Consider the following 22,166-nt stretch of genomic DNA (forward strand, 5'->3'; position numbering starts at 1 on the left):
CAAAATGATGATCAAACGTTCTAAAAATTACGTATGAAAAAGAATTTCCTATTGCACTGCATGTCGATCGTTTTACTGGTATTCGTGTGTAATACCGGTAAAGCACAGGATCCACACTTTTCACAATATTTCAGTTCACCTTCATCTGTGAACCCGGCATTAACAGGCAAAGGCGTAGACAACTGGCGCGCCATCGGCACGTACCGCGCACAATGGTGGGGAGGCACGATCGCGCCTTTTACAACAACCGCCGTTTCACTTGAAAAAAGTTTTCATGCGGGAACAACGGGCAACAGCAACTGGGGACTCGGTCTTTCCATGCTCAGCGATGCCTCTAATTCGGGCCTGCTGAAAAACAATTTCATCAATGCATCGATCGCATACAACATCGCCCTTTCCGGTGATGGAAGCCAGCAACTTGGAATAGGCATGACCGGTTCGTTCGCCAACCGAATGCTCGATGCAAGCAAATTCACTTTCCAGTCGCAGTTTGGCAGCATGGGTTTCCAGCGCAGTGTAAGTTCGGGCGATCCTGTAAATGTATTATCGGCCAATTATTTTGATATGAACATTGGCGCGCATTTGAGCAGCAACAAGCCCAAAGGCGGTTATGCATTGGGTTTCGCGGCTTTTCACCTGAGCAGTCCTACACAAGGCACATACAACGGAAGCACATATAAGGTACCGATGCGTTACAACATACAGGGATCTGTATTTACACGCATGGCCAGTAAAGACGAATTACATTTCAGCACGCTTACAGACATCCAGGGAAACAATACCATTTTTACACTCGGGGCACTGTATAAGATGCATACAAAAGATGATACCATTGAAAGCATCAACCTCGGTGTGTGGAACCGTTTCGGGGATTCATTTTATCCTTATGCAGGCATCGAATCCAAGACATGGTTGTTTGGCATTTCTTACGATGTTGTTAATTCCGATGTGCGCAATGCGTACAATGCCGTGCAAAGCATCGAGCTTTCTTTTGCGTTGCGTTTCGGGAAGAAACATGGTGGCCAATCTGGCGGAGGTTTCATCTATTAGCATCGTTTGAAAAAATTCGTTGTGGAGAGGCTACCTTATTGTTAGTTAATTAAATATCGTAGTTTTTAGTTCCAATATATATAGACAGCCCAATGAACGATACTATGCTGATAAGAACATATGCTAAACCATATATCCTATATTGCACTTTCCAATCATCTGGTTTTGTCTCCCATTTTTGTTCAACCACTTCATAAGAGTGATTTTTTCTATAAAGATATCGTATGTATGTAATCACCTGAAAAACCAATATTACGGATACAATGGTAAAAGGATTGGATATTATTAACTTGTTTTCATAATAAAATGAAATCAACAATCCAAATGTCAGGATATTGAATGCTTGCAATCCTCCGATAATTCCAGCTGATATTGATTCGGAATTATTTTTAATGGATTTGTCATACATCTGGCAAATCATGTAAAACAAGTAGTCAAAAAACATTCCCATAATTTTGATTATTGATGCCATTTTGCAAAATCCGGTGAAAGTGAGCAGGCTTGTCCGGTTCCCGCTGCCCACTTTGTCCAGTGGAAAGAGACTCAGGCTTACCGGAATTAAAGTTATTGATTGTACGCGTATTACACATTAGGCTCCAGCAAAAGTTCGCCAGCAAAATAAATGGTCACTTTGCTCCGGAATAAAGTGGTCTGGGCGGCCGGATTTTGCATGTCATTATACAAATCCAAATTATGCCTGACTGATAATCCTGCCAATTCCTCGTTGTCCATGTATTGCTTGTGTTTCCTGTTAACTACCGTTACTTTCATCGTAACTCTCATCCTGTCAAGAGTATCTATCCTTACACCCCCTAACAGTTCAATCTTTAATTCTCCTGCCTCATACACGAAGCAGTTTGGGTTTTCTGTATTCATAGTTGTTGATTTATGGGCATAAAAAAACCACCCCGTTTATGAGGTGGCTGAAATTGATTGTTTAATATTCAAACTTTAAAAAGAGTGTCTGGTTTTGTTAATTAAGACATATTGTTTGTTAGCTGAATTGTATTTGTAACTAAACGTTTGACTACCTGAATTAACCAGAATACGTTCTCCCTTCTCATCGCTGATTAAAAAATCAACTAAAGTAATTTCAATCACTCCTTTATTAATCTCCATAGGCATGATTTTAATGGCATGAATGGCACCCTTGTCTTTTACAAGATTACTTTTGGAATTTTCAAAATCTACTATTTGAAACCGCCCTACTTTTGAGGGCATTTCATGTCGAAACATTTAAGTATATATACAGTATCAACTTTAGCGTTGGACAAATACAACAGTAAAGAGCGCTTATAAATATCAGTTGTTTCACCTTCATTCGCAAATGACAGGATACTGTTAAACACCATCGTTAGTAATAGAATGACACGCATTAATTCTACTTTTTAAATGTGGATAAAGGAATTGTAGCCACGACCCCTTTATTTGAGTAAACGTATATTGTTCCTTCTCTCATTGCAAAAACATATTCATTCTCCGCATAGTGTCCTTTCCAACCAATCATTAGTCACGACAGTTCGCCGCAAATGTCTCCCGCAGGGGACTTTGCGCAGCACGGGTTTATCATTCGTAAACGCAATCACGAATGTAAGCACCTTCAATATTAAGAGCAAATGTGCAGCACCCCGACCGCAAAGTCCCCTGCGGGAGACATTTGCGGGGAACAGGTTTGTTGTTTTTTGTTGCGGAGAGGACACTTTGCGGAGAATGAACATCTGGTTTTGTCATTCTCCGCATAGTGTCCTTTCCAACCAATCATTAGTCACGACAGTTCGCCGCAAATGTCTCCCAACGGGGACTTTGCGCAGCACGCGTTTATCATTCATCAACGCAATCACGAATGTAAGCACCTTCAATATTAAGAGCAAATGTGCAGCACCCCGACCGCAAAGTCCCCGTTGGGAGACATTTGCGGGGAACAGGTTTGTTGTTTTTTGTTGCGGAGAGGACACTTTGCGGAGAATGAAGAGATCATGTTTTTTTTTGAAGGAACAACGGTAGTTGTAAATCCCGCGATCCTGGCCTGTTGTTCCGAAGATCTGTGCATAAAAAAAGGAAAGGCGATTAACCTTTCCTTTGTGGTGCCCAGGACTGGATTCGAACCAGCACATCCTTGCGAACGCTGCGACCTGAACACAGTGCGTCTACCAATTTCGCCACCTGGGCCTCGATTATTAATTACCGGGTGATAATTAATTCAGGGCTGCAAATATAGGAGATCGGAATGAAAAGCAAAGAGATTAAGCAGGTTTTTCGTGGAGATGCTATTTTTCAGGGCGATCAGGGCGGATTTGCGGAAAAAAAATGACGATCGCCGGGAAATCAATAATTGGTGACCAGCAGGCTGCACCCCCTTACATCGCTGTGATCCAGCCTTCCCCATACCTCGAAGCTGCCGTCTTCATGTACCACCCCAACATCCTCCGTTGCAATAAAAGAACAACTGTATTGGTTGGCGAGGTCGATCACCTGTAACAGGCCGCGGCCGGTGGGTTTTACCGAAAGCGGGTCTTCTTCGTCACGCACAAGCACTTTCATCCATGGCGGGCAAACAAACCTTCCGTCGCCAGCAGAATAGGCCTGGCTGAGCAGTTCGGTCATGCCGTATTCAGAATGGATCTTTTCAACCCCAAACCCTTTGCCCAGCAACCCATGCACTTCCGCACGCGTGAGTTCTTTGCGGCGGCCCTTCATACCGCCGGTTTCCATGACGATGGTTGACCTGAGTTGCTGCGGGTGCACGGCGGCAAAATCAAGCAATCCGAATGTAACGCCGATCAACAGCGTCTTTTGCTGCTGCGACTCCAACAAGGCCAGTGTTTCGGCCAGTTTCTGGTGCTCATCCAGGTAAAAACCGCTGGCAGCGTGGCCGCTGCGGCGGATGAGCTCATCCACCATCATTACAAGTGAGGAATGTTGCCGCTCGAGGTAAGAGGGCAGCAGGCCGAGGATGCACCAATCCTGCACCGCACCATAAAACATCGAAAAAGCCTTGAGAAAACTGTCCCGGTAAACCGACACATCTTTTACAAGATGCCTGCTGGTATTGGTTTTCGTGGTGCCGCTGCTTTCAAAAACAGTAGCAGGAACAAAGGACGTGGTGGTAACCGCATGAGTTTTGAAAAAAGAAACAGGCAACGCAGGGATGGACGCCGGTGTCATTGGTTCGGAGACAGCGGTAAGATCGCACCACTGCCTGTATACCGGGTTTTCGGCATATTGAAAGCGGAAAGTGCGGATACAGGCATCCATAAACGCACCATCTTCGTTTGGTAGAGAGAAAATATTGTTAACATCCATCTGCTGCACAGCTATGTATTGTAATGTTTTAACTAAATTTGAATAGAAAGTGAAAAGAATGAAGACAAAAATATTGATAGTATTGGCAATTGCGGCGATGTTTTATGGCTGCAGCAAAGACACCTACAACAGCAAGCCGCACATCACCATCAAAAGCACCAATTCTACATCAATATCTCCCGGTGGACTGCTTCTTTTCGAGATCGAATTTACCGATAAGGAAGGCGATATTCAGGACACGCTTTATGTTCAGAAGATTTCAAAGGTATGCCCGACACAGCAGGGCGTACAATTCCTGAGCAAAAACCGGGTTCCCAGCTTCACCCCTACTTCGAACCTGAAAGGGATACTGGAGATCGGCTACGGTTACAATACAAACATCACCGGCTACGAAAGTATGGCAGGTTGCTCGAACAAGGCGGATACGGCTGTTTTCAAATTCTGGCTCAAAGACAAGGCCAATAACATCAGCGATACCATCACATCTCCAAACATTATCCTGTTAAAATAAATGGATTGAAGGAAGCCACCCGTTTTCTTTTCTTCGGCAATTATTTCTACGGCATCTGCGCTGTTGCCCTTTCGGTTGAAGCAAGCCTGCAGCAGCACGCTGCGCTGAACGGTTTTACCTACTATTTCTTTGTTTTCTGTGCAACGGTGCTGTATTATACGCATGCCTACATTGCAGAACCTTCTGCCCATACTACCAACCTGCGCGCGCAATGGTATTTTGAGAAGAGGGGCTTGCTGCGCTGGTCGCAGGCCGTTCTTACCGTTTTTGTGATCGGCTCGGGATACCGGTTGCTAACCGCCAACTGGAGCGCCATCAGCCACCTTGACCTGCAGGAGTGGGCGCTGATCGCCGTGTTTCCCGTTGTGGCCGCGTTGTATTATGGCAGCGCCTCACCCAACAGGTCTACCCACAGCCTGCGCAACAACGGGTGGCTCAAACCTTTCGTGATCGGGTTTGTATGGGCGGGATGCGTTACCACCTACCCGGTTGTGTTCAGCAGCATCGAGCAACACGCGGTATATAAACCCGATCTGATCGCCCTGCTGCTGTTTATTAAGAATTTTATGTATATCACCATGCTTTGCATCATGTTTGATATCAAGGATTACGCGGCCGATCACAACCAGCAGCTGAAAACATTCGTAGTAAGGTATGGGTTGCGAAAAACGATCTTTTACATACTGATACCGTTGTCGCTGATCGGCCTCGGCACCTTTATCCTTTTCGGCATCATCCGCGATTTCCCGTTTTTGCGCATCCTCATCAACACTTTGCCTTTTATATTGTTGATAATTGTTGCCTATTCCATGCACCGCCGTAAAAGCATTCTCTATTATCTTGCAATCATTGACGGACTGATGCTGGTTAAAGCGATCTGCGGTAGCATTGGCATTACACTCATAAAATAAGAACCATGGCAAAATCAAAGAATACCGGCGCAAAACCGAAGTCGATCCTTTCCAACACGGCAATGGATTTTTTCCGCAACTACATCAATACGCCTTCTCCTGTTGGCTTTGAGAGCGGCGGACAAAAATTATGGATGGAATATGTAAGGCCCTTTGTAGACAACATCTTCTCAGACCCTTACGGAACCGCGGTGGGCGTGATCAATCCCGAAGCACCGTTCAAGGTAGTAATAGAAGCGCATGCAGATGAGATCAGCTGGTTTGTGAACTACATCAACGACCAGGGCCTTATCTACCTCAAACGCAATGGCGGGGTTGACCACCAGGTGGCACCCGCAAAACGGGTATGGATCCATGGCAAGAAAGGGCCGGTTAAAGCGGTATTCGGATGGCCGGCGATCCATACCAGGCTCGGTAATCCCGATACAAAGGAACCACAGCCGAAAGTGGACAACCTTTGCCTCGACTGCGGCGCCCGCACCAAAAAGGAAGTGGAGGCGCTCGGTATCCACATCGGCTCCGTGGTAACATATGAAGAGGGATACGATGAACTCGCATACGACTACCTCATCGGCCGCGCATTCGACAACCGGGTAGGCGGGTTCATGATCGCGGAAGTGGCGCGTATGCTGAAAGACAACAAAAAGAAATTACCATACGGATTATACGTAGTAAATGCCGTACAGGAAGAGATCGGCCTCCGCGGCGCGGAAATGATCGCGCGGCGCATCAAACCAAATGTTGCCATCATTACGGATGTGACACACGATACAAGCACCCCTTTGATCAGCAAGATTGTAGAGGGGGATATCCAGTGTGGCAAGGGCCCTTCGCTCGCGTATGCGCCGGCCATTCACAACAAGCTCCTGCAGCTGGTGCAGGATACGGCCGAGAAAAACAAGATCCCCGTTCAAACCCGCACACTCAGCCGCAGCACCGGAACCGACACCGATAGTTTTGCCTATGCAAACGACGGTTGCCCTTCGGTACTCATTTCTATCCCCCTGCGCTACATGCACACCACGGTGGAAATGCTGCACAAAAGCGATATCGAACAAACGATCAAACTGATGTACCAGACCTTACTGGCACTTACACCCAAAACAAACCTTAGCTACTTTTGATTCAATAATGGCAATGGATGGTTAAAGATGGCCTGCCTTTTTAATCATTGTTTGCCGATTAACCATTACCAATCCGAAATGACCGATCAGAAAAACATACGCATCGCTATACTGGATCTTTACGAAGGACAGGCCAACCAGGGCATGCGTTGTATACGTGAGATACTGGAACACTGGGCGCAGCAGAACCAGTTTGAATTGGTGTACGATGAGTTCAACGTAAGACTTGCACTGGAAGTACCCGATACTTCTTATGACATTTATATCTCCAGCGGCGGCCCCGGCTCACCGCTCGAAAGCGAGGGCAGCGAATGGGAGAACAGTTATTTCGGCTGGCTCCGTTCGATGGAAGAATGGAACAACAGCGTGGAAGGGTTTCCTAAAAAACATGTGTTCTTTATCTGCCACAGCTTCCAGCTTGCGTGCAGGTATTACCAGGTGGGTACGGTGTGCAAACGCGTATCTACCGCCTTTGGCGTGTTCCCGATACACATGCTGGCGGATGGAAAACAGGAACCGGTTTTTGAAGGGCTGCGTGATCCTTTCTACAGCGTAGACAGCCGCGATTACCAGGTAATCGAGCCCGATCATTCCCGGCTCAGGGAAATGGGCGCAAAACTGCTCGCCATCGAAAAGAACCGCCCGCATGTGCCTTATGAAAGAGCCGTGATGGCCATCCGTTTCAACGATCATTTCCTCGGCACACAGTTTCACCCGGAAGCCGATGCTACAGGTATGAGCATGTACCTGCAGCGCGAAGACAAAAAACAAACCGTGATCGAGAACCATGGCGAAAGCAAATGGCAAAGCATGGTGGAACAGTTACAGGACCCGGAAAAGATCATGTGGACCTACCAGCACGTGCTTCCCAATTTCCTGAACTATGCGGTCGGAGAACTTGTAACCCATCCATGAAGCCGGCACACCCCACACACAAATGACATCTGTGTGAATCCGTGAAATCTGTGGCCATCGATTTTGATTTGTTTGCACAGATGATGTATCTTCTGCTATCGAACAGCATCACACTGAAATCATTTAACCCCGGATCAAAACCCGAGATCATGGTAAAAGAATTAAGGAAACAGTTCAACGATACATTCACCACAGAAAGATACAATGCCTACCTTGAAGACCTCAACAAGCAACATCCCGGTGCCATCGAGTTCCGCGTAGCGGAAACACCGGTTTTTGTTGACAGGTCCTTTAAACACAAGATTCTTTCTGCCTGCGAAAGTATTGTAGATGTGATCACACAATACAATTTTAAAACGCTGACCTCGCACGCCATCCCTGACGACGTGCGTGTTCCAAACGAGAACGACCACACCCATTTCATCGCATTCGATTTTGGGATCTGCGAAAATGAGAACGGCGAATACGAACCGCAGCTCATCGAAATGCAGGGCTTCCCTACCCTGTTCGCCTACCAGGTTTTCCAGGACGAGATCACCCGTAAACATTTTGATGTTCCCGCAGGATATTCATCATACCTGAACGGCTTCAACAAAGAAAAATACATTTCGCTTCTGAAAGAAGTCATACTCGGCACACACCAGCCCGAACACGTGATATTGCTCGAGCTATTACCACACCAGCAAAAAACAAAGATCGATTTTTACTGTACCACGGATTATACAGGCATTCCCGTTGTTTGTCTTACAGAACTGGTACAGGAAGGAAAAAAACTATTCTACACAAAAAACGGAGAGCAGATCCCCGTAAAAAGAATTTACAACCGCATCATCTTCGACGACCTGCAACAGCAATCGCCCGAAATACAGGAGAAAGGAAAATTACTGCTCAGCGATCTTGATGTTGAATGGGTACCGCATCCCAATTGGTTTTACAGGATCAGCAAATACACATTACCGTTCATCGATCATCCTTATGTTCCCAAAACATGGTTCCTTGATAAGATCAGGGAAATGCCTTCCGATCTCGGGAATTATGTGTTGAAACCATTGTTCTCCTTCGCAGGGCAAGGGGTTGTGATCGATGTAACGCAGGCCGACATTGATAAAGTTACCGATCCCCACAACTGGATCCTGCAGCGTAAAGTAAAATACGCCGACATCATTCCCACTCCGGATGTTCCTGCAAAAGTAGAGATCCGCATTTTTTATTTCTGGAAAGACGGCGAACCAAGACCCATCGCCACCAACAACCTCGCGCGTTTAAGCAAGGGAAAAATGATTGGTGTGCGCTACAACAAAGACAAAGAATGGGTGGGTGGCAGCCTTGTTTATTTCGAGGAAGATTGAATAACAGGTAACACGGCACAACCACGCTGGTATAAATAATAATTGAAAACAATATCTCCGGATTGCGGTTAACATCTGCGCATCGCAAATGTTAAAAACAAGACCATTCGCTTCAAAATTTGTATTTTTAAAGCGATGAATTCATTCTGGACCAAAATTCTTACAGAGACCATACTGCGCCCGAAAGAATCAGGCGGCACGTATATTAACGACTACTCGCAATACGCGCTGGCAAAAGCTTACCGCGAATTGAAGATCAATGTATTTCGTGGTATAAAAGATGCCTTGCTGATGGTCGCAGGCATAGGATGTGCGGCGTTTGGCCTTGAAAGTTTTTTGCTGCCCAACAATTTCATCGATGGTGGCGCAACAGGTATCTCGCTGCTGGTTTCCGAAGTAACACAAACACCGATCTATATTTTATTGCTCCTCGTAAACATTCCTTTTGTTTTTCTTGGATACAAACAGATCGGTAAAGCATTTGCCGTAAAAACAGCCATCGCCATCACCGGGCTTTCCCTTTGCGTTGCGTTCGTACATTTTCCGGAAGTAACGCACGACAAGCTCCTGGTCTCGGTATTCGGTGGATTTTTTCTTGGTGCGGGCATCGGCCTTTCCGTAAGGGGTGGCGCGGTGATCGATGGCACGGAGGTGCTCGCCATTTTCATAAGCCGGAAGATCGGCACTACCATCGGCGACATCATCATCGTATTCAACATCTTCATTTTCTCCGCTGCAGCCTGGCTGCTCACCATCGAAACAGCTTTGTATTCGATGATCACCTACCTGGTTGCATCAAGAACACTCGACTTTGTTATTGAAGGTATTGATGAATACACGGGCGTAACCATCGTTTCTTCGCACAGCAACGAGATCCGCATGATGATCATTGAAAAAATGGGCCGCGGGTTAACTGTTTACAAAGGGAAGCGCGGGTTTGGAAGCCATGGCGAGAGAAATGATGTTGACATTATTTACACCGTTATCACACGTCTCGAATTAAACAAGCTTAATACCGAGATCCTCAAAATAGACCCCAATGCCTTCGTGGTGATGCACAGTGTGAAAGACACGAAAGGCGGCATGATCAAGAAGCGATCACTGAAACATTAACCAACCTAAGGCAACAAAGACCCGCTATTTTACATTCAGGAAGGTCCACTCAAAACTCAGCAGCCAACTGTTAGCGGCCATCCTTCTCATGTCGCTTCCCAATTGAAAACGGTAGCCCGCATTCAGCTTCGCGGTACTGCTAAAGATCAATTGCACCGCAGGTGCGAGATCGATGTAATATTTACTGACACCGGTTGTCTGCTGCCCCAATAACTCAACATACAGGTTTAGGTTGGTCTGGTCGTAACTCGTGTATTTCCGCGGAAGCACGAGGTATCCCGCTGATAAAGAATAAGTATACGCAGAATACGGAACGGACAACGTGCTGCTTTTATCCCACCTGCTTGATTGCAGTACCTCTGTCCTGCCCAGCGTGGCAGACAACGCAAGTTTGTGCAGCAACTGCGTAGCGATGATGCCTGCCTGTATACCGCCCTGATCGCCGTCGATGCTGAGCTCGTCGTACATCGCATTGTTGCGGCTCACGGATGCTTCCGCAAATGCAGACATCCTGAAATGCGAATACATGCCGTCGTTTGAAAGAAAACGGTATTTGCCGTATGCGCGCGCACTCTCCCACCGCAGGTTTGACGAATACATGTCGGAGAACGTTGCGGCCCCATGCAGCATCAGGTTTTTGTTGACGCCCCACATCACTTCGGAAGTATGACGGCTCTCTGTATTACCACTGTATCTGTTCCGCAGGACCTTCGCCGTCTGTTTCAATGAAATGGAATGCGCAGGCATATTGCTCGCAGGCTCCGAGAACACATACAGCTCCTGCGCAGATAATGTTGAAGACAATAAAACAAGTACAAAAACAATTAGTCTGTTCATATAAATATTAATGAACGCAGGTATGCAGCGCGGGATCACACTGATTCAGGCCAGTGCAATCCCGCCATGCATATGCGTATTGATGCGTAAACAGTTTGCTGAACGGTTGCTGAAAAGTTCAGCACTTTCAAAAAGGTTACAACGTAACGTGATAGATCCGCTGCCCCTCCATTGTTCCGGATTCGTAACATTTCAGGGAAGTAAGTTTGCTGAACTTTTTGTAGTCTTTGGCAGAAACAAAATTCCTGTCAACCACCGTTACCGTTTTTGTTCCACTCAATGTTTGCGGTGTTACATTGAGGAAATGAAACGACTGGTCGTTCAGAGATACATGCGCATCGTTCTGGATCTTCGTGTTATTGAATTCTGTGGTTACTTTCAGTTTAGACACCGAGAAACCGGCATCTACAACAGCCTTGCTCAATGCGTCGAGATTTATTTTTGCGCCGGGCTTGAAAGTAAGGTCGTAAGAAGAGCCTTCAATGTCTGCGCTCACCTTGTCAACAAAGGAAACGCCCGACAGCGCCTTGTACACCGCTTTTGAACACATGGCGCAGGTGAGGCCACTTGCCTGTAACGTGGCATTTTTTATCTGTGCACTGCCCTGCAATGAAAACCCGAGCAGGAACAGGATCAATATATTTTTCATCAATTATTTTTTTGAGCGAAGGGCTGCAGGCGAGGCCCGCAACCCACAGCATTTAATGGTTACTGTTTTTTCTCTGATGCTTTGCGATCGTATTTGCAGCACTCATCGAGTTTTTCGTAAGCCAGGTCGTTGCCTGTAAGATCCTTTGTATCGTAACCTGCTTTGGCAACGGCTTCCTGGATCTGTTTGTTGCTTGTTTTTGCAGCATCGTATTTAACGGTAAGGATGTGCGTGTCTTTGTTCCAGGCTGCTTTGCTGGCCCCAGCTTCCTTAGCCGCTTTTTCGATGTGTTTCTGGCACATGCCGCAATTGCCCCAAACTTTTATTTTTTCAGATTTGGTAGCCGCGGTTTGTGCATTGGTAAATAATCCGCTGCATACAAATACAATAGCGAGTATGATTGATTGTGTTTTCATTTTTTGTGTTTTTAAATTTGAAAGAAATACCGGCGAAGGGTTTCCGGAATAGGGTTCAATAAAATGCTTTGCACGCAGGCAAAAAGGGCCACGGCAATTTTACAGGAACTGGTTACAAACCAATAGCTGTCTTAACAAATGGAGTATCAGACCCTGAAAACACAATTCTGCAGGTAAGTATCCTGCCGCGAGCGCAAAGGTGGGGAATGTTCACCCGGGATGATGGTTGATGAAGCGTTGTAAAACGGCGCCTGCAACAAGTTCGAATTGGTGCTCAATACAGCAACCGCGAGCTGGAGCGAATGATCGGCCTGCGCGATTTTCTGCGCGTCCTGCATCTTTACCACTTTCAGTTCTGTTTTGCAACACCCTGATTTCGATTTTGCTTTTTTACCACAAACACATGAGCCTGGTGTCCAGGTCTGCAGTTTCACCGAACTGATCTTACCCATGCAGTAATGGATATTCATCACCACACCACTCGAAAGGGCGAGGTAAATGAGTGCCAATAAGAATACTGCCGGGCGTTTCATGTTACAAATGTAGGTGGTTTTTTAGTTTGGAGGCACGGTTTGTATGTTAAACCCGGTTAACCGCTATGGGATCGCCGTGACATGCATATCCAGATCTGTAACCGTCAGTTCACAAAATTCCACCAAAGCCCGAACCTTAACCACAGGCCGGTATAGGGATATTTGTCGGCGGCGAAATTGAGTTTGTTAAACGATCCTGTTTTCAGGTTGATCGTATTCAGGTTTTCCAGGCGGAAAAACCCTTTGAAACTTTTGATGCGGAAATGAACAAACGCGTCGATGGTTGGCCGGTTACTGATCGTTGACGTGTTCTGTACAAAATACTGGCCGATGAAGGGAGAATAATTGTCGGCCTTGTAAGCCGTATTGTAGATCAATTCCAGCCCTGTAGACAAAAAGAGATTGGTTGCAAAGTTCCCCTCAAACGCGAGCCTGTTGCGGGTCAGTACGGTTGGAATATTAAGCACATCCTGCCCCGGCGCCTGCTGTACATGGATTTCTGTATACAGGTTCCAGTAGCGCGCGAGCTTGAATTTCTTTTCGGCGGTAAGGTGCAGTACGTTGAACAGTGTTGCGTGTTGTTTGGCAGAAAAGAAACTGTCGTAATACATGTAATTCGTTACCGCAAAATATTCCCCGCCAAATTTCCACCCCTTCGGGTGATCGTACGATGCAAAGAAACGGATGATGTTTTCTTTTGCATACGACCCGCGGTTTTTAACCGGGAAGCTGCTTGCCGGGTTTAAAATATACGAAGGTGAACGGTTCACGTTCTGGAACCCGATGCGCAGGTAGCCGAGCTTGCGGCCCAGCATCCGCTGCATGCTGATGTAGGCTTCGTAATCGCCCGAGTTAAAGCCGGTGATGTAAAACTGTCCTTTCGCCTCAATATCCCAAAGCTGGTTGCGTGTGCGGTTGCGGTATTCGCTAAGTACCGAGAAATTGTACAACCTTGTGGTAGATGTTGTGTCGAATGTGCCTTTCAGGTTCTGAATGGCCACACCCGCTTTCAGGAACTGGGCCAGGTTGTTTTTTTGCGGGAACGAGATCAGGCTGAACTCGTTGTTCAGCTCGTTCCATGCGTCGTAATACCGCACCGTTGTTCCGCCCGGCACCGCGTTGAAGTACCGCGCATAGTTGGTTGAATCGGGAAAGTTGTCCAGGAACTGGTAACTACTTGAACCGATACGCAAAATATGTTCGATTCGGAACCTCGGATAAAACAGGCGGTACGTAACAGAATCCGTAACCAGCGAATCCTTTGTGCCCAGGTCGTAATGGTGTTGTATAACCAGGTTTGAATTCTTGTACGTATTGCCAGTATTGACCGTTGTATTGAACGGGTTGCGCAATGCCCTGCCCGGGCGGCCCAGTCGTGTTTCGAGTTCGTATGGATCGTTCAGTGCAAGGCTATCCAGTTTAGACGGGCTCTGCAACCCGCCATTTTCGGAAGAGGCGCTCTTGTTGGAAATATAAATGAACGAGACCTCGTATTTTTTATTCAGCGTCTGGTAATGTGCCACGAACCGCATGTTGTTCTGGCTCGCGTTCTGCGTTTTTAAAAAACCGGGCGCGTTGTTAAACCGGTACTCGAGTGAAAAATTGAAATTGCTTTTTTTATTCTGCGTATGAAGCACGTTCACCAGTTGCTCGGCCTTGCTTCCCAACACATAGGCCAGCTCTGTATAGGGTCGTGTGCTTTGGTAGAGTTTGGTGTTTTCTAAAGTGAAGGCATAGATATCGTATTGATGGAAACCCGCATCGAACCCGGCCTTCATCAATGGATTGAAAAAAAAGGATTGGGATGCGGTGGAATAGTTCCCAAGTGAATGGTAATAATACGGCAAGGGGAAACGCGTTGTAAAATCGTTGATCGAAGAATCGATTGTGCGTAGCCTGGAAGAATCGTAGTACTTAAAAAAGATCGTGATCGAATCCGCGTTCCTGTCGCGCCGCTGCAACGAATCCTGTCCGCCGGCTTTCTTGATCGGCCGCCCCTGCGCATCATAGCCCACCTGTGGCCGCTGTCCCACAGCCCCGTTGGTTCCGCGCAACTGTACCTGCGCCAATGCGCGGTTGCCCAAAAGCAGCAGCAGAACGACCGGCATTTTTTTGAGTAGCTGTAGAAGCATGGGGTGAATGTGAGATAAATAAAGTAAACCCGAAGTTAAAAAATCCGTGAATCATTGATCGTGAACAGGAGCACCATTCGTTTTTATAACCTTTCAATCGCGCCCTACAAAGATTTCACGAGTTCTGTAAACAACAAAGTGAGTTTTGGCTCGGCATCTTTCGCTGCCTGCAATACTTCTTCGTGTGTGATGGTATTTTCTTCTTCGCGGATGCCGAGATCGGTGATCACGCTGATACCGAATACCTTCATTCCGCAATGCACCGCGGTTATGGTTTCCTGTACCGTGCTCATGCCCACTGCGTCGCCGCCAAGTATGTGAATGAGTTTGTATTCGGCGCGTGTTTCGAAGGTGGGGCCGGTTACACCCAGGTATACGCCCTGTTTGAGTTCGATGTTGTTTTGTTTGCCTATCTCCTGTACTTTTTTGATGAGCGCTTTGCTGTAGGGCTCGCTCATATCAGGAAAACGTGTGCCCAGTGCTTCTTCGTTTTTCCCGAGCAAAGGGTTTACGGTGAAGAGGCTGATGTGGTCTGTGATGATCATAAGGTCGCCGATCCTGAAACCATCCTGTACACCGCCTGCGGCATTCGAGAGTAAAAGTGTTTCCACACCCAGCAAACGCATTACCCTTACCGGGTATGCAACCTGCTGCGGCGTATATCCCTCGTAATAGTGAAAACGGCCGCCCATCACCCATACTTTTTTACCGCCGAGTTCACCAAAAATGAGTTTGCCCTTGTGCCCTTCCACGGTGCTCACCGGGAAGTGCGGGATATCGTTGTAGGATATTTCTATTTCTGTTTTGATATCGTTGGCAAGGTTTCCCAACCCGCTGCCCAAAATGATCCCTGTTTTGGCTTCTCCGGATACCAGGCCGCGTATGTAAGCGACGGTTTCCTGTAACTGTTGCATTGTTTCTGACATGTGAATGTATTAAGCAGCAAATATAACGACGGGGGTGGTAAAAGCTGCGGCTATCGGCTGTGAGCTGCGGGCTTTTTTAAATTAAGAGAGCATCCAATGGAAACGACCCGGTTGGCGGCCCCTTCGTTCCGGCAAAGAAAAAGGCCATTCAGCGAGCTGAATGGCCTATATCAGGTTAAGATGTTCAGTTATTAACTTAAACGTTTAACGTTAACGGCATTTAAGCCTTTACGTCCTTCTTGTACATCAAAAACTACTTTGTCGTTCGCTTCGATCTGGTCAACCAGGCCATTTGCATGTACAAAAGTTTCTTTGTTAGAGTTATCATGCTTGATAAAACCAAAACCTTTTTCTTCGTTGAAGAACTTTACAGTTCCTGTGATTTGTGTGTCCATTTGTAAAAATTGTAAATTTATTAAGGCGCAAAGTTAGCCATTTTATGCTTTCGTTCCTAATAAAAATGCAGGTGTGTTGTTAAAGGCGCGTTAGAGTAGCGCTGATCAGCCTGTGACTGAGCGCAATGTGTTAAAATAGCGGGAATAGGCATAATACAGTTTGGGAAACCTTATTTTATCCCATTTTACCCGATTTCACCACCGTTGCGCCAAACGCATCGCTCCAAACTCCTTAATTTAGCGATCTATCCACAAACAATCATTTCATGAGAAAAATTGCCTGCTTTTCGTTTTCGCTTTTTTTGGTGCTGATCGTTTCGGCACAGAAAGTAGCGTATAAGATGTCGTTTCCCAACGCGGTTCACCACGAAGCGCGTATTGACCTGACCGTGTCGGGGATCGCGCCTAAACCCGCCGTGTTCAAAATGAGCCGCTCCTCCCCCGGCCGTTACGCAACGCATGAGTTCGGTAAGAATGTGTATGATGTGACCGCGAAAGACCAAACCGGTAAATCACTGGTAATAAACCGCATCGATGGCGATGTATGGGAGGTTCCGAAACATACCGGCACCATTACCGTAAGCTATACCCTTTTTGGTAACCATGCCGATGGCACCTACGTTGGCATCGACCCGGAAAGCATCCACCTCAACATGCCCGCCACTTTTATGTGGATGAAGGGGCTCGACAATGCACCGATCTCCATCCGTTTTGACCTGCCCAAAGAAAACAAGGGCGTATTTGCCACCCAACTGGCTCCGGATGCAGAGCCGAATGGCTTCAAAGCGCCCAACCTGCAATATTTCATGGATAGTCCTACCAAGATCGGCGACCAGACCATTCGCCAGTGGACCGCACAAAACCCCGACGGAGCAAACTATACGTTCCGCATTGCGCTCGAATCTGCCGCCACGCCGGCACAGGCCGATGAGCTGGCCGATAAAGTGAAGAAGATCGTAAACGAAGCAAAAGCCGTGTTTGGAGAGTTCCCCAAATACGACTGGGGCTCCTATACCTTCATCGCCGGCGCCAACCCTTACGTGAGCGGCGACGGAATGGAACACCGGAACTCTACCATGATCACCACCACCATGAACGGGTTCAATGCCGACCGTTTGCTCGGCGTTTTCTCCCACGAATATTTTCACAACTGGAACGTGGAACGCATACGCCCTAAAACCCTCGAACCTTTCAATTTCGAAAAAAGCAACATGAGCAATGAGCTCTGGTGCGCAGAAGGGTTTACACAGTACTACGGCGGACTGCTCCTCACCCGCGCTGGCCTGCAAAGCAGCAGCAGTTTCCTGAATACGGCCGCCAGCCTGATCAATACAAAAATGAACAGCCCGGGCGCGAAATTTTACAGTCCTGTAGAAGCCAGCAACCACGCCGTTTTTGTTGATGCTGCCGTATCGATCGACAAAAACAATTACGGCAATATGTTCACATCGTATTATACATACGGCGCATTGATAGCGCTGGCGCTTGATCTTGAACTGCAGACCCGTTACAACAAAACGCTGGATGCATTCATGCAGGCGATGTGGAAGCGTTTTGGCAAAACCGAGATCCCCTACACCGTTGCTACCATGCAGGAAACACTCGCGGGCATCACCGATGCAAAATTTGCAGGCGATTTTTTCAGCAAATACATCAACGGGCATGAGCAGATCGACTACGCCTCGCTGATGGCGAAGGCAGGATACGAAATCAAAAACCCCAACGCGGGCAAAGCCACCATGGGCATTTTTACCGGTGGCGGTTTTGGCGGCAGAACAATCAGTGGGAATGCTTCTTCGGAAGAAAAACTGACCATCGAAAGAAATACCACACGCGGAACTGCCGCCTACGAAGCGGGCCTCGATACCGGCGATGAACTCCTTAAACTCGATGGCAACGATGTGAAGAGCCAGGCAGATGTAACCAAATTCGTGAACAGCAAAAAACCGGGCGATGCAGTAACAGTTACCTACAAGCATCGCGGCGTAGAAAAAACAACAACGCTTGTGTTGAAAGAACAAACCGGTGTGACGTTGGTTCCTGTTGAAAGCACAAACAAAACGGTAACGGCGGAAATGCAGAAGATCAGGGATAGCTGGTTCACATCGAAAGCGAAATAGGGTTGTTGGTCAGGCGACCAACAACAGCACAGGTGATCAACAACAGCTCAGACGATCAACAATACTGATCTTCATAAGAACTCACCCATCAAATTGTCTCTTGCAAAAAGCCCCCGGTATGTAAACCAGGGGCTTTTTGTTTATGTTATTTGATAGGAATTGCGAGGGAGTACCTACGGTTCGTTCATATGCGCCTTTTCTTCCTTCAGCGCAACGTAGGCCCATATTGCGCTTGCGATGAGGAGGATCGCTCCTACCAGGAATGAGACGCCTGGAAAATAAACAGGCGCGGTTGATTTTGTAAAATAGGAAAACAGGCCCGTCATCAGCAAAGGGCCGAATATCGAGGTCAGGCTCATCAGGCTCGTAAGCGCCCCCTGCAGCTCGCCCTGTTCGTTTGGCGGAACGTGGCCGGAGATGATGGACTGCAAAGCCGGCCCCGCTATTCCGCCCAGGCAATAAGGAACGAGGAACACGAACATCATCCAGCTTTGTGTGGCGAATGCAAAAAGCAACATGCCAAGGGCGTACAGTGCCAATCCCATGTACACGCTTTTTTCATTCCCGATTTTCGGGATCACAATACGCACCAGCCCTCCCTGCACCGCACCTACCAGCAAACCAACCACGGCCAGTGAGATGCCGATCATCTTCGGTGTCCATTTGAATTTTTCGATGTTGAAAAAGCTCCAGTTGCTCTGCACCGCGTGCGCAGCGATATATACCAGGATCAGCGACCCGATCAATCCCATAACCGCCGGATATTTACGCAGCTGCAGCAAGGCGCCAACCGGGTTTGCGCGCTTCCATTCGAAAGGGCGGCGGTGCGCTTTGTCGAGCGATTCGGGCAACACGAAGAACCCGTATGCCGCATTGAGCAGGGCGAGCCCGGCAGCAACGATAAAAGGTACGCGATGATCAAGTTCTCCCAGCAAACCGCCCAGTGCCGGGCCAAGAATAAAGCCAATACCGAAAGCAGCGCCGATCATCCCGAAATTCTGTGCACGGTTTTCGGCTGTGCTGATGTCGGCAATGTATGCAGAAGCCGTTGTAAAACTTGCCCCCGTAATACCGGCGATCACGCGGCCAACAAAGAGCCACCCGATAGAAGGTGCGAAGGAAAGAAAAAGATAATCGATGCCAAATCCCAGCAAAGAAAAAAGCAATACCGGTCTTCTTCCATATTTATCACTCAGGTTACCAAGTACTGGCGCAAACAGGAACTGCATGATCGCGTAAGCAAAAGTGAGCCAGCCGCCGTACAATGAGGCCTTGCTGTTGTCTGCCACGCCCAACAGCTTTTCGATCAGTTGCGGCATCACGGGTATGATGAGGCCGAACCCGGTGATATCGATCAATAATGTAATAAAGATAAAGCCCATCGCGGCTTTGCGGTTTGTTGCCATGGTCTGTGTGGATTAGACTGCAAAATGGGGTTTTCCTGAGCGAAAAACGAAAAAAAACAGGGCTTATTTCGATAAAAATAAAAAGAGAGTATCGCTACTCTCTTTTTTAAACAATATCAATTATGGGAACGTTATTTAGACAACTTGATGGTTCCCACGGATGTTTCGCCAGGCGCTTTTACCACCACATTTCCGATCGTTGCGTCTTTGTAACCATTGGATGCATTTACAAAAACAGTGTAGGTTCCCTCTTTCAATCCCCGTAATTTAAAATTACCGTTCCTGTCCGGAAGCGCATACGCCGTATCTGCCGAATTGTAAACGGATACGACCGGGAAACCGTCTTTCGGCTCTATCCTTCCCGCAATGCTACCCGTTGTGCTCACTGTAAAGAAATGGAACACGGGGCGCAGGAAGAACTGGTTGCGGAAATCCACGATCACCGAGCGCGACACATCGAAATCGAGCCAGAGGCGCCGCCTGCCCGGAACAAATTCTTCGCATTCATTTCCCCTCAGTTTGATCAGCACATAATTCTTGTCGCCCAACGGCAATGAAACAGGATAGGTTACGCTGTCTTTTACCACCGAGTTGTTCGTACCCAATTCAACCTTGATCAAACGGATCGATCCGTTTACGATCGTATTCGATGCAAACAAAGTATCTACGCCGTTCCTGAAATTGAGGATATCGTAAACGCCCGCCCTGATGCTGAGCTCTTCCCAAACAAACGAAGAGTCGTTTTTGCGGTCGTTTGAACCGCGGCGGTCCCAGTCTTCGTTGTCGTGGCGGCGCGTATCCTTACTTGTATCCACCAGCACTTTCACTGATTTGATATCCACGTATACATGGTCGAAAAGCCCAGGTGCATCCGTTAAATAAAGTGATAACTGTTGTTTGCCGGCAGCCACTTCAGCACCGGCCGAGTCGTTTTTTTTACATGCCGTGAAGCATACAACGGCAAGGGCCATGGCGAGGCCCAGGAGGGTGTGTTTGTTTTTCATTGGATCTTGGTTTTTTAAGTAACAGTCGCGCCATGTATCGAACTTCTGGTTTCCGGATCAAGAATTGTGCTGCGGGTGTTTAAGGGTTTGTTAAACCGGCGGCGTGAGGTTTCTAACCCCGAAGCCAAAACCCTGCGGCTCAAAACCGTTTTTCCCCTAAATTGCCCTATGAGAAAGATACTACCCGCTATTTGCACGCTGCTTGCCTGCCAGGGTATTTTCGGGCAGGGATTGAGCGATACGGAAAAAAAAATCGTTTCATTCATCAACCTCCACACACCTGATGCCGAAAAGCTGCTTGCTGAATCGGTAAACATCAACAGTGGAACGCTTAACAAGGCAGGCGTAAAAAAAGTTGGTGATGTTTTTGCGCGCGAATTCAAAAAAGCCGGGTTTGTTACAGAATGGGTGAACCTGCCCGATTCACTGCAACGCGCAGGGCATCTTGTGGCAACACGGAAAGGCAAAAAAGGAAAAAAGATCTTCATCATCGGCCACCTCGATACCGTGTTCGAACCCGATCTTCCTTTCTCCCCTTATAAAAAACTAAATGATTCCACCGCCACCGGCCAAGGTGTGAACGATATGAAAGGCGGCGACGTGATCGTGATCCTCGCGCTGCAGGCATTGCAGTCGCTGAACCTGCTCAACAACGCCAACATCACCGTTTACTTTACCGGCGATGAAGAGAAAGCGGGCATACCCAATACCGTCAGCCGTGCAGACTTTATCAACCGCGCCAAAAATTGTGATGTGGCGCTTGCGTTCGAGGGCGCTACCAGCCTTACATCCGTTGCCACGGCACGCCGGGGAACGAGCGGCTGGAAATTACATGTGACCGCAAAAACGGGCCATTCATCGGGCGTGTTCAGCGCCGGCGCGGGGTATGGCGCCATCTACGAAGCCTCGCGCATCCTGAATGGATTCAGGGAAGAACTGTCCAAAGAAAAATACCTTACGTTCAACCCCGGATTGATATTGGGTGGCTCCGATATGAAATACGATGACGCAAACTCGAAAGGCGAAGCTTCGGGAAAGACCAATATTATTTCACCCGAAGTAATGGTAACCGGCGACCTGCGTTTTCTTACCGAGGCGCAAAAAGAAAGTGCGCGTGAAAGAATGAGGGCCATCGTTGCGCAAAACCTGAACGGCACAAAGGCGCAGATCAGTTTCCATAACGGTATACCGGCGATGGAACCTACCGAGGGCAACAACCGCATACTGCGGGTGATCGACAGTGTGAGCCGTGCCATGGGACTCGGCCCCACACGTGCCGGCGACCCGGGTTCAAGGGGTGCGGGCGATGTTTCCTATGTTGCGCAATACCTCGACTGCATCGACGGGCTTGGCGCTTCGGGCCGTGGTGCGCATGCGCCGGGCGAAACCATCAACCTAAAAGAAATGCCGGTGCTTGCGCAACGAGCGGCCATTTTGATTTACCGATTGATCAATGCTGACTAAAAATAAAA

General features: G+C 47.7%; 21 protein-coding genes and 1 tRNA gene. 9 read left to right on the forward strand and 13 right to left on the reverse strand.

Features of this window, described 5'->3' with window-relative positions; all coding sequences use genetic code 11:
• Window positions 1–33: 33 nt before the first annotated feature.
• Window positions 34–1,050 carry a PorP/SprF family type IX secretion system membrane protein gene (locus tag GWC95_RS11980; RefSeq protein ID WP_161818967.1) on the forward strand — a complete coding sequence of 339 codons (1,017 nt, stop codon included), beginning with the start codon at window positions 34–36 and terminating at the stop codon, window positions 1,048–1,050.
• A 582-nt stretch (window positions 1,051–1,632) separates the two neighbouring features.
• Here the strand turns inward: GWC95_RS11980 and GWC95_RS11985 are convergent.
• The 4 genes from GWC95_RS11985 to GWC95_RS12000 form a co-directional block, all read right to left on the reverse strand.
• On the reverse strand, window positions 1,633–1,926 hold the full coding sequence (locus GWC95_RS11985; RefSeq protein ID WP_161818968.1) for a hypothetical protein: 294 nt from the start codon (window positions 1,924–1,926) through the stop codon (window positions 1,633–1,635).
• 75 nt (window positions 1,927–2,001) lie between these two features.
• Window positions 2,002–2,271, reverse strand: coding sequence for a hypothetical protein (locus GWC95_RS11990; protein WP_161818969.1), 270 nt, complete (start codon window positions 2,269–2,271; stop codon window positions 2,002–2,004).
• A gap of 861 nt (window positions 2,272–3,132) precedes the next feature.
• Window positions 3,133–3,219 (reverse strand) — tRNA-Leu (locus tag GWC95_RS11995).
• Between the two features lie 156 nt (window positions 3,220–3,375).
• Window positions 3,376–4,353, reverse strand: coding sequence for a LuxE/PaaK family acyltransferase (locus GWC95_RS12000; protein ID WP_161820399.1), 978 nt, complete (start codon window positions 4,351–4,353; stop codon window positions 3,376–3,378).
• A 58-nt stretch (window positions 4,354–4,411) separates the two neighbouring features.
• On the opposite strand from GWC95_RS12000, the gene GWC95_RS12005 reads away from it, so the two are divergent.
• The 6 genes from GWC95_RS12005 to GWC95_RS12030 all read left to right on the forward strand — a co-directional run bounded on the left by GWC95_RS12005 (window position 4,412) and on the right by GWC95_RS12030 (window position 10,276).
• Window positions 4,412–4,864: a hypothetical protein gene (locus GWC95_RS12005; RefSeq protein ID WP_161818970.1), complete on the forward strand. Its 453-nt coding sequence runs from the start codon at window positions 4,412–4,414 to the stop codon at window positions 4,862–4,864.
• 5 nt (window positions 4,865–4,869) lie between these two features.
• On the forward strand, window positions 4,870–5,775 hold the full coding sequence (locus GWC95_RS12010; RefSeq protein ID WP_161818971.1) for a UbiA prenyltransferase family protein: 906 nt from the start codon (window positions 4,870–4,872) through the stop codon (window positions 5,773–5,775).
• Between the two features lie 5 nt (window positions 5,776–5,780).
• Window positions 5,781–6,899 (forward strand): M42 family metallopeptidase, encoded by a 1,119-nt coding sequence (locus tag GWC95_RS12015; protein WP_161818972.1) that lies wholly within the window; start codon window positions 5,781–5,783, stop codon window positions 6,897–6,899.
• A gap of 78 nt (window positions 6,900–6,977) precedes the next feature.
• Window positions 6,978–7,814, forward strand: a complete 837-nt coding sequence (locus GWC95_RS12020; protein WP_161818973.1) for a type 1 glutamine amidotransferase — start codon at window positions 6,978–6,980, stop codon at window positions 7,812–7,814.
• A gap of 149 nt (window positions 7,815–7,963) precedes the next feature.
• Complete coding sequence (locus GWC95_RS12025; protein ID WP_161818974.1) at window positions 7,964–9,163, forward strand: ATP-grasp domain-containing protein; 1,200 nt, start codon at window positions 7,964–7,966, stop codon at window positions 9,161–9,163.
• A gap of 135 nt (window positions 9,164–9,298) precedes the next feature.
• Entirely contained in the window at window positions 9,299–10,276 is a 978-nt protein-coding gene (locus GWC95_RS12030) for a YitT family protein (protein WP_161818975.1), read from the forward strand.
• Between the two features lie 24 nt (window positions 10,277–10,300).
• Here GWC95_RS12030 and GWC95_RS12035 read toward each other — a convergent pair whose 3' ends face one another.
• From GWC95_RS12035 to GWC95_RS12065, 7 genes are all read right to left on the reverse strand, one after another.
• The gene (locus tag GWC95_RS12035) at window positions 10,301–11,113 is read right to left on the reverse strand and encodes a hypothetical protein (RefSeq protein ID WP_161818976.1); all 813 of its coding nucleotides are present in this window, start codon (window positions 11,111–11,113) and stop codon (window positions 10,301–10,303) included.
• A 136-nt stretch (window positions 11,114–11,249) separates the two neighbouring features.
• Window positions 11,250–11,762, reverse strand: coding sequence for a heavy-metal-associated domain-containing protein (locus GWC95_RS12040; protein ID WP_161818977.1), 513 nt, complete (start codon window positions 11,760–11,762; stop codon window positions 11,250–11,252).
• A gap of 59 nt (window positions 11,763–11,821) precedes the next feature.
• Entirely contained in the window at window positions 11,822–12,178 is a 357-nt protein-coding gene (locus GWC95_RS12045; protein WP_161818978.1) for a heavy-metal-associated domain-containing protein, read from the reverse strand.
• Window positions 12,179–12,324: 146 nt separating this feature from the next.
• On the reverse strand, window positions 12,325–12,711 hold the full coding sequence (locus GWC95_RS12050) for an HYC_CC_PP family protein (protein ID WP_161818979.1): 387 nt from the start codon (window positions 12,709–12,711) through the stop codon (window positions 12,325–12,327).
• A 104-nt stretch (window positions 12,712–12,815) separates the two neighbouring features.
• On the reverse strand, window positions 12,816–14,843 hold the full coding sequence (locus GWC95_RS12055) for a putative porin (protein WP_161818980.1): 2,028 nt from the start codon (window positions 14,841–14,843) through the stop codon (window positions 12,816–12,818).
• A 104-nt stretch (window positions 14,844–14,947) separates the two neighbouring features.
• Window positions 14,948–15,769, reverse strand: a complete 822-nt coding sequence (locus GWC95_RS12060) for a purine-nucleoside phosphorylase (RefSeq protein ID WP_161818981.1) — start codon at window positions 15,767–15,769, stop codon at window positions 14,948–14,950.
• A gap of 191 nt (window positions 15,770–15,960) precedes the next feature.
• The gene (locus tag GWC95_RS12065; protein ID WP_161818982.1) at window positions 15,961–16,164 is read right to left on the reverse strand and encodes a cold-shock protein; all 204 of its coding nucleotides are present in this window, start codon (window positions 16,162–16,164) and stop codon (window positions 15,961–15,963) included.
• A 266-nt stretch (window positions 16,165–16,430) separates the two neighbouring features.
• Between GWC95_RS12065 and GWC95_RS12070 the strand changes: the two genes are divergently transcribed.
• A complete protein-coding gene (locus GWC95_RS12070; protein WP_161818983.1) occupies window positions 16,431–18,284 on the forward strand; it encodes a M61 family metallopeptidase in 1,854 nt (617 codons plus the stop codon).
• Window positions 18,285–18,457: 173 nt separating this feature from the next.
• Here GWC95_RS12070 and GWC95_RS12075 read toward each other — a convergent pair whose 3' ends face one another.
• Window positions 18,458–19,690 carry a TCR/Tet family MFS transporter gene (locus GWC95_RS12075; RefSeq protein WP_161818984.1) on the reverse strand — a complete coding sequence of 411 codons (1,233 nt, stop codon included), beginning with the start codon at window positions 19,688–19,690 and terminating at the stop codon, window positions 18,458–18,460.
• Between the two features lie 131 nt (window positions 19,691–19,821).
• On the reverse strand, window positions 19,822–20,694 hold the full coding sequence (locus GWC95_RS12080) for a DUF4382 domain-containing protein (RefSeq protein WP_161818985.1): 873 nt from the start codon (window positions 20,692–20,694) through the stop codon (window positions 19,822–19,824).
• Window positions 20,695–20,862: 168 nt separating this feature from the next.
• Here GWC95_RS12080 and GWC95_RS12085 point away from each other — a divergent pair, with 168 nt between their 5' ends.
• A complete protein-coding gene (locus GWC95_RS12085; protein ID WP_161818986.1) occupies window positions 20,863–22,158 on the forward strand; it encodes a M20/M25/M40 family metallo-hydrolase in 1,296 nt (431 codons plus the stop codon).
• Window positions 22,159–22,166 lie beyond the last annotated feature (8 nt).

Origin of the sequence: Sediminibacterium roseum (assembly GCF_009939005.1) — a bacterium.
In the GTDB taxonomy this organism is placed as follows: Bacteria; Bacteroidota; Bacteroidia; order Chitinophagales; family Chitinophagaceae; genus Sediminibacterium; species Sediminibacterium roseum.

What these genes read in the sequence shown, in the direction of transcription:
- GWC95_RS11980 (WP_161818967.1), top strand. Translation starts at nt 34, where the DNA reads ATGAAAAAGAATTTCCTATTGCACTGCATGTCGATCGTTTTACTGGTA.
- GWC95_RS11985 (WP_161818968.1), bottom strand. Translation starts at nt 1,926, where the DNA reads ATGAATACAGAAAACCCAAACTGCTTCGTGTATGAGGCAGGAGAATTA.
- GWC95_RS11990 (WP_161818969.1), bottom strand. Translation starts at nt 2,271, where the DNA reads ATGCCCTCAAAAGTAGGGCGGTTTCAAATAGTAGATTTTGAAAATTCC.
- GWC95_RS12000 (WP_161820399.1), bottom strand. Translation starts at nt 4,353, where the DNA reads ATGGATGTTAACAATATTTTCTCTCTACCAAACGAAGATGGTGCGTTT.
- GWC95_RS12005 (WP_161818970.1), top strand. Translation starts at nt 4,412, where the DNA reads ATGAAGACAAAAATATTGATAGTATTGGCAATTGCGGCGATGTTTTAT.
- GWC95_RS12015 (WP_161818972.1), top strand. Translation starts at nt 5,781, where the DNA reads ATGGCAAAATCAAAGAATACCGGCGCAAAACCGAAGTCGATCCTTTCC.
- GWC95_RS12020 (WP_161818973.1), top strand. Translation starts at nt 6,978, where the DNA reads ATGACCGATCAGAAAAACATACGCATCGCTATACTGGATCTTTACGAA.
- GWC95_RS12025 (WP_161818974.1), top strand. Translation starts at nt 7,964, where the DNA reads ATGGTAAAAGAATTAAGGAAACAGTTCAACGATACATTCACCACAGAA.
- GWC95_RS12030 (WP_161818975.1), top strand. Translation starts at nt 9,299, where the DNA reads ATGAATTCATTCTGGACCAAAATTCTTACAGAGACCATACTGCGCCCG.
- GWC95_RS12035 (WP_161818976.1), bottom strand. Translation starts at nt 11,113, where the DNA reads ATGAACAGACTAATTGTTTTTGTACTTGTTTTATTGTCTTCAACATTA.
- GWC95_RS12040 (WP_161818977.1), bottom strand. Translation starts at nt 11,762, where the DNA reads ATGAAAAATATATTGATCCTGTTCCTGCTCGGGTTTTCATTGCAGGGC.
- GWC95_RS12045 (WP_161818978.1), bottom strand. Translation starts at nt 12,178, where the DNA reads ATGAAAACACAATCAATCATACTCGCTATTGTATTTGTATGCAGCGGA.
- GWC95_RS12050 (WP_161818979.1), bottom strand. Translation starts at nt 12,711, where the DNA reads ATGAAACGCCCGGCAGTATTCTTATTGGCACTCATTTACCTCGCCCTT.
- GWC95_RS12055 (WP_161818980.1), bottom strand. Translation starts at nt 14,843, where the DNA reads ATGCTTCTACAGCTACTCAAAAAAATGCCGGTCGTTCTGCTGCTGCTT.
- GWC95_RS12060 (WP_161818981.1), bottom strand. Translation starts at nt 15,769, where the DNA reads ATGTCAGAAACAATGCAACAGTTACAGGAAACCGTCGCTTACATACGC.
- GWC95_RS12065 (WP_161818982.1), bottom strand. Translation starts at nt 16,164, where the DNA reads ATGGACACACAAATCACAGGAACTGTAAAGTTCTTCAACGAAGAAAAA.
- GWC95_RS12070 (WP_161818983.1), top strand. Translation starts at nt 16,431, where the DNA reads ATGAGAAAAATTGCCTGCTTTTCGTTTTCGCTTTTTTTGGTGCTGATC.
- GWC95_RS12075 (WP_161818984.1), bottom strand. Translation starts at nt 19,690, where the DNA reads ATGGCAACAAACCGCAAAGCCGCGATGGGCTTTATCTTTATTACATTA.
- GWC95_RS12080 (WP_161818985.1), bottom strand. Translation starts at nt 20,694, where the DNA reads ATGAAAAACAAACACACCCTCCTGGGCCTCGCCATGGCCCTTGCCGTT.
- GWC95_RS12085 (WP_161818986.1), top strand. Translation starts at nt 20,863, where the DNA reads ATGAGAAAGATACTACCCGCTATTTGCACGCTGCTTGCCTGCCAGGGT.